The 6441-nt window shown below is 52.7% G+C and carries 5 protein-coding genes and 1 pseudogene; 3 read left to right on the top strand and 3 right to left on the bottom strand.

Translation table 11 applies throughout. The features are described 5' to 3' along the window. Positions 1-80: 80 nt before the first annotated feature. Both AC3B8H_RS16975 and bet read right to left on the bottom strand, forming a co-directional pair. Entirely contained in the window at positions 81-428 is a 348-nt protein-coding gene (locus AC3B8H_RS16975; protein WP_427551964.1) for a hypothetical protein, read from the bottom strand. A 99-nt stretch (positions 429-527) separates the two neighbouring features. Further along, complete coding sequence (bet, locus tag AC3B8H_RS16980; protein ID WP_488442728.1) at positions 528-1538, bottom strand: phage recombination protein Bet; 1011 nt, start codon at positions 1536-1538, stop codon at positions 528-530. 355 nt (positions 1539-1893) lie between these two features. Here bet and AC3B8H_RS16985 point away from each other — a divergent pair, with 355 nt between their 5' ends. Together AC3B8H_RS16985 and AC3B8H_RS16990 are read left to right on the top strand one after the other, a co-directional pair. Then, the gene (locus tag AC3B8H_RS16985; protein ID WP_488442729.1) at positions 1894-2805 is read left to right on the top strand and encodes a DNA-binding protein; all 912 of its coding nucleotides are present in this window, start codon (positions 1894-1896) and stop codon (positions 2803-2805) included. Between the two features lie 124 nt (positions 2806-2929). Beyond that, on the top strand, positions 2930-3166 hold the full coding sequence (locus AC3B8H_RS16990; protein ID WP_488442730.1) for a hypothetical protein: 237 nt from the start codon (positions 2930-2932) through the stop codon (positions 3164-3166). Between the two features lie 21 nt (positions 3167-3187). Here AC3B8H_RS16990 and AC3B8H_RS16995 read toward each other — a convergent pair whose 3' ends face one another. Next, positions 3188-4471, bottom strand: coding sequence for a DUF429 domain-containing protein (locus AC3B8H_RS16995; RefSeq protein ID WP_488442731.1), 1284 nt, complete (start codon positions 4469-4471; stop codon positions 3188-3190). Positions 4472-4717: 246 nt separating this feature from the next. On the opposite strand from AC3B8H_RS16995, the pseudogene AC3B8H_RS17000 reads away from it, so the two are divergent. Next, a pseudogene (locus AC3B8H_RS17000) lies at positions 4718-5815 on the top strand (IS5 family transposase). The last annotated feature ends 626 nt before the right edge of the window (positions 5816-6441 follow it).

Consider the following 6441-nt stretch of genomic DNA (forward strand, 5'->3'; position numbering starts at 1 on the left):
GATTGCCGCTTCGCTGGCGGTCACGCCTTGCGATCGCCATCGTCGCCACGCATCGCTGCGTTGGGCGATATCGACGATCTTCATTCGAACTCTCCGTCGATCCGGATATCGCAGCCGTGCAGCACACCGTCCAGTCGGCGTTGTTTCAATACCGCATGGCAACGCTGTGCGCAGCGGGCATGGTCGAATAGCAATAACGTGTAACCGTCCGTCAGCGTGCACAGGCCGCCGAAGGTTTCGGCGAGGCTCTCCAAATCGGCGTAGGAATGCCGGCGTTGAAACAGTCGGGTTTCCGTGTCCGGATCGAGCGTTCTATCCAGATATCCAGGCCCATACCGGCGCAGGACAGTGGGTGAATCGTATCGGCTCCAGTCGATAAAGCTGGGGATCCGGTTGAGGGAGCGATCGAAGGGGGTGATTTCAGTCATGACGTTTCTCCAAGAGAAGAGCGTCACGAATAGCCCACCGGGCGAATCATGACGCCCTGGATGGGTAAAAAAATGAAAAACCGAACGGTGTGGGTCGGCTTAGTGGCTAAAGGTTTGACGGGCCTGCGCTAGCGCCCGGTCTTTCGCTGAAAGTGGCGGCAGGGTCATGCCTTCCGTGTGTTCCAACGCGGGTTTCGGTTTGGCTTTTTCCAATTCCGCACGGGCATAGATCAAGTCGAGTCCTTTGAAGCGCTCATTGACGAATGCGTCAGCCGCGGCCCAGGCGTTCGCCTTGGTTGTCCGCTTAATCAAGGTTTCAACCGCCTTGATCAAATTTGGATCGAGCTTTGAGACATCGATTTCCTCCGGCTTGACTTCAGCGTGAGGTGGTTGCTCGTTATCGGTGACCGTCGCAGCGTTCGCTGGATCGATATCGATCACGTTGGCACCATCAATATCGATGATTTTGCCGTCCATTTCCTCGGCGGCATAACCGCATTCCTCCGGAAAGGCCGCTCGGAGCGATGCGGCTTTACCGCATTTGGCCAACTGACCTTTCGGTCGTTTGATCCACATCGCGGTGGGCACTTGCGAGTTTTTACCGCCGACGGTGCTGTAGGCTTCGAGCCAATAGACTTCCTCGGTAAACGCACAACGTTTGCCGCCGACGATCCGGTAGACCGTGACCGCCACCCATTCGGGAAACGTGAGGGTAGTGCTGGATTCTTGCCATTGATCGTTATCGTCCTTGTAGCGGCCGGTAAAGGTACGGGTGATATCGGGGCCCCAGACAGGCCGATCGATACCCGCCCAAACACCGGTTCGGGAGGCAGTGGTCTGGATTTCCATGATGGACGGCCAGACGGTTTCGACATTGCGGCCTAGAGCGGCACTCCACATCGGCACGATATGCACCGGTTTTTTGAAGATGTCGAGTTTGCGGGTCTTGCAATAATCCAGGGCCATCAAGATGGCTTCCGGAGTTTTGGCCGTGGGAAAGGTGACTTCGGTCAGGACTTTCCAGGATTGCTCCGTCAGGCCGTATTGCTGCGCGGTCGCCGGCATGGGCAAGTCGCGGGTTTTATCGGGGTTGCGTTGGGGTTGAGCCATGATCGTTCTCCTAAAAAAAAGGGGAACGACATTGCCCCACGGGGAATGTGTTCCCCTGTGGGTGAATGGTTGCGCCTGAAAGACGCTGGATTTGAAGGCTGAGCTTGACGCACTCAGTACGGAAACGTCAGTTCCCGCCGCCTAAAGACGGAACGCCTGCGGTGCAGGATTTTCAGCGTGCAATTACGCTAAAAACTAGGACCAAGTTATAACAAAAAAAATTGATCGGTGGAAGTGGTATTGGGGCGCTGGAGAGTATCCGGTCGAAAAGCGCTTGTACATTACTTTCTTACTTACTTACTTTATTTCTTGTTATATGCCAAACTAGGGCCGTCGCTAACGATGGGGGTACACCATGCAAGAAGAAATCTTAGAGTTAAACGCCAACTTGGGCCGCCCGGCCAATATCGACAACGATCAGATTCTCGACGCCGGTAGGATGCTCACCAAGGCCAATCGCAATGTGACAGGATTTGCTTTACGGAAAATAATAGGTGGTGGCGATCCCAAAAGGCTCAAGGAAGTCTGGGACAGGCACAATGCCGCTCAAGAGGTGACGAATGCAGAGCCGGTGGCCGAGTTACCGGTGGAAGTCGCTGAAACCTTGTCCGCGTTGACCAAAGCCCTGGTCGACAAAGTTAACGCATTAGCGCTGGAATTAAACGACAAAGCCGTCAAAACCCAAGAGCGACGAGTGGGAGAGGTGTTGAGGGCGGCTAACGAGCAGCAAGCCCAGGCGGAACGCGAACTGGCCGATGCCTCGCAAGCCGTGGATGAACTGGAAGCCATGCTGGCCGACGAACAGGCCAGGACGGAAGCGTTGACCAAACGGCTGGCCGATTCGCAGGCGGAGAACCAAGCCCAGGCGGTCGAGCTGGCCACTTTGCGCGAACGATTGGAGGCGGCCGAGAAAAACGCGAAGGCGGCGACCGAACAGCATGAAGCCGAGCAAGCCAAACTGCGGCAACAATTGACGGGTCAAAAACAAGCCGCCCAATCTATCGCAGCCGAACGGGATCAATTGAAAACGGAATTGGTGAAAGTGCAGACCAAGGCGGATGCCGCCGAGGAGTCCCGTAAGGACGAAAGGAAACGAGCGGCGGCGGAACTTCAACGAACCGCCGATAAACTGATCAAGCTCGAAGCGGAGACGGACAACGCTAAACGAGAAGCGGGGAGTGCTCGAGAGCAGGTCGCCCAACTAACCGGCCAACTGACAGCCATGAAATCGCAGGTCGAGCAATTAATGAAAGCCATTGGGAATTAGGGGTCTGCAACAGCATCGTGGTTCGATGACTGATGGTCATGTCGGCTGTTGAGCGCAAAGAGCTGGAGGACTGAAAAGCCGCCGTTGGCGACCTTACACAATCGGCCATAACCCGCCGCTGGCGATGTCGGCGAAATTTACCATCCCTAAGGCCAGTGAAGGGCAGCTTTTCGGCAAGCAATCTTGCTCCCTCTTTGGCTTGACCCGGCCAAAACCTGCCGATGATGATGCAGGCGAAATTTTTGATCCCAATCTCCAACGAATGGCGGCTTTTTGGCAAGCAACCTTGGGCCGTCTTCGGCTCGACCCGGCCACTTTGCGACATTCATTTATTTTATGCTTAGTCGGCTACAATACCTAAACGAGTCATTCAAAGTTGGGATTACGCAGAAGACCAATCGAAATCGAAAACCTTTACCTGCTCCAATTTCAACAGTCGTTTTTTGTCCGAGTCAGTAAAGGGTCCCAAACCTAGATGTTGAAAAAAGCCATCGCCAGCGATACCGGTAGTTTTAGCAACCACCAACGAGGCGAGCAGAGGTTCTCTTTTTTGAAGGTTTTGCTCAGCAATTCGGTTTAGTATCGGAACTAATCGACCAACCACGGAAAACGAATTAGCTTTGATGCCAAACGGTTCCAATACGTCACCATAAGTCAAAATGCGTTTAGTATTCGCGGCTTCGATTAACATCAAGTAAACCGCATCGTAGCTCAAACTAGACCGGGTATCGCTTGATTTAGCCAATGGTTTGCCGTAGACCGCTGCTGTTATTTTAGGTTTTTTGTTTGGTGTTGATTGACTGGTGTCCGGAATAAATGCAGTCACTTTTGGGAGAGTTGTTGTGCTAAAGCCTGAAGGCTGATTGAATGGAACTGATTTTTCAGTAGCTGCACGATGCAAAATCGACTGAATGGCAGGTAGTGCCGGTGTCACCATAAAACCATGGTGCCCATCCCCAATTACACAATTTGCGGCTGATCCTGATTTTAGCCAGCAAAACCCAATCAGAGTACAAATGACACTATCGAGCCGATCTTGATCCGACTTGGTGGGTTTGGGTTTGACTTGCTCTAATCGTAAATACTCGACTACGGTAGATAAGCCACAATCCAATGCGAATTCGATCAGACCATCACATACAAGTTGCCAATCCGCCAATTGAAATTTTGCCGCCTGTCCTGGGTTGTACTTGGCAGCACGCCCACGCTTCCAGATGTTTGGCGACAGAGAGGGAATGGCAAGTGCGGGAAACACCTCAATCAGAAATCGTCCGTGAACCTCTGACCTGGCGGCAAACGGATTTTGAATTGCTTGCAGAACTTGAATAAAGCGCCAGACTGGAGCTGCAGCATCAAACATATTGGCTCGCCCCTGATTCGCAGGTTGAACGCCGCCACCTAATTTATTGACGATACTCCCGGCGATACGCTCCACCGGACGTATACCCGAGGCATTGTTAACGATGGTCGGTTGATCTAAAGCAATGATTTGCTTTTGGGCCGGATGGGCGAGAATAAACGCCAGTGCCTCATCAAAAAGCGCAAGCCTTGGAGCGTGAAACACCCAATTTTGGTCATTTCCCATTAACGCGGAGATGCTTCCCGGCTGCTTAGGGTTATCGGTCCATGCTGAGTCAAAACCATAAATTCCAATTTCGGGTTCCATACGCGTAATCCAGTGCTAATAAATAATTAATGAACAACGGCCAAACTAAAGGCAAATCAAGTAATTCAGATTATATCTATTGATATTTCGTCCGCTTAGCGCCGCTTATTGCACATTCACTCTAGAAACCGAATGTCGTCTTAGGGTCGGTTAGCAGGCTGGTGAAAAACTCCCAAAGCCAAGCAATTCAAGGCCGGAAGCTGCCGGCAACTGGTAAAATAGGCTATCTAAATTGGAGATGCCCCAATGCGCGGACACGATGCCATCCAACACAGCTGGTTCAGCTATGTCAGCCTGGAAGACCGTATTCCCAAATAGCATCCGCTACGCCGCTTACGGCTATTGGTCGATGGCGTCTTGGCCTCAATGGATGCCGTGTTCGCCGAGCGTTACTCCCACACCGGTCGCCCGTCAATTGCCCCTGAGAAACTCTTGCGGGCCTTGCTATTGCAAGTGCTCTATACCCTCCGCAGTGAACGGCAACTGATGGAACAGTTAGACTACAACCTGCTGTTTCGCTGGTTTGTGGGGCTGGGTATTGACGATACTGTCTGGGAACGCACGGTATTCAGCGCCAACCGCGAGCGCCTATTGTCCGAATCCCTCAGCCGCGAATTTTTCACCCGAGTGCTGGCCATAGCGGAATGGCAAAACCTGGTGTCCGACGAGCACTTCAGTGTCGACGGCAGTCTGATCGAAGCCTGGGCTTCGCACAAAAGCTTCGTAAAAAAAGACGGCAGCGGTCCAGATAAGCCCGCCGGCCGCAATCCCGAGGTCGACTTCAGCGGCGAAAAGCGCAGCAACGCCACCCACCAAAGCACGACAGACCCGGAAGCGCGGCTCTACAAGAAAGGTGAATACACCGAAGCCAAACTGCGCTACATCACCCACGCCTTGTCCGAGAACCGCAATGGCCTGATTGTCGATGTCGAAACCACCCAAGCCACCGGCACCGCCGAAATCGAAGCCGCCCAAAAAATGATCAAACGCCGCGTGCCCAAAGGCGGCAGCGTCGGTGCCGACAAAGGCTACGACCAGCCGGCGTTCGTCAACCAACTCAACGCGCAAGACATCAAAGCCCATGTGGCCCGCAAAAAGACCGGCAGTGCTGTCGATGGCCGCACCGCTCGCGGCAAAGGCTATGCCCAAAGCCTCAAGCGCCGCAAAATCGTCGAAGAGGCCTTTGGCTGGATCAAGACTGTCGGTGGCCTGCGTAAAACCCGCCACATTGGTTTAGCCAAAGTGGCAGGCCAAGCCTTATTTTGCTTTGCCGCGTACAACCTGACACGGCTGCTGAACTTACTGGTATTCACGCCGAAACCGGCGTGGGCTACGCCCACCTAGGGCGAGGTGCGCCTGAATACCGTCCAAAGACGGCGTCAGGTGGATAAAAAGTCCTCGAAACAGAGGCCTAACCGTTGAAACTCGATTTTATGACTGATTTCAACGCGAAAAAATCACGAGAACCGTGGGTAAGGGAAAATAGGCGCGAGTTTTTCACCAGCCTGTTAGACACAGTGGCGAACGGCTGCTTTCAGGTATCGGAATTCAATGACGGCTTTCCGGCCATGAATCTGAAGAGCGGACGGTCGCCAGCCGACCCCTTTTCTGACTGTCACTTAGCTTAATTGAATGTCTGAATACTAATCGTAACTTGCCGGATAATATCATTTGTTCAAGTGTGAGTATAACGCAGGGCGTCGTTGATCATTTTTTAAGTACAACTATTTCTGCTATCATCGAAGTTAGCGACGACGTGATGATCGGTTGCGGTAGATTTCCGTGGGTTTGAGTTCGAACCCGTTTCTTAAGACCTTACTTTATCCATCTCGTCGTTGCTACCCATACACCACATATGACTACGGCGAAACTGAAAGAATTAGAGTCCTTGGAGGATATTGCGCGTGCTTGTGGCGTCGAAAGTGACTTTATCGCAGCGTATGCAAACAGCCCATCTCAAAAGTCTTATT

Source organism: Methylomonas sp. BG-2 (assembly GCF_057766305.1).

Coding starts and splice junctions, on each gene's coding strand:
- AC3B8H_RS16975 (WP_427551964.1), bottom strand. CDS start 428: ATGACTGAAATCACCCCCTTCGATCGCTCCCTCAACCGGATCCCCAGC.
- bet (WP_488442728.1), bottom strand. CDS start 1,538: ATGGCTCAACCCCAACGCAACCCCGATAAAACCCGCGACTTGCCCATG.
- AC3B8H_RS16985 (WP_488442729.1), top strand. CDS start 1,894: ATGCAAGAAGAAATCTTAGAGTTAAACGCCAACTTGGGCCGCCCGGCC.
- AC3B8H_RS16990 (WP_488442730.1), top strand. CDS start 2,930: ATGTCGGCGAAATTTACCATCCCTAAGGCCAGTGAAGGGCAGCTTTTC.
- AC3B8H_RS16995 (WP_488442731.1), bottom strand. CDS start 4,471: ATGGAACCCGAAATTGGAATTTATGGTTTTGACTCAGCATGGACCGAT.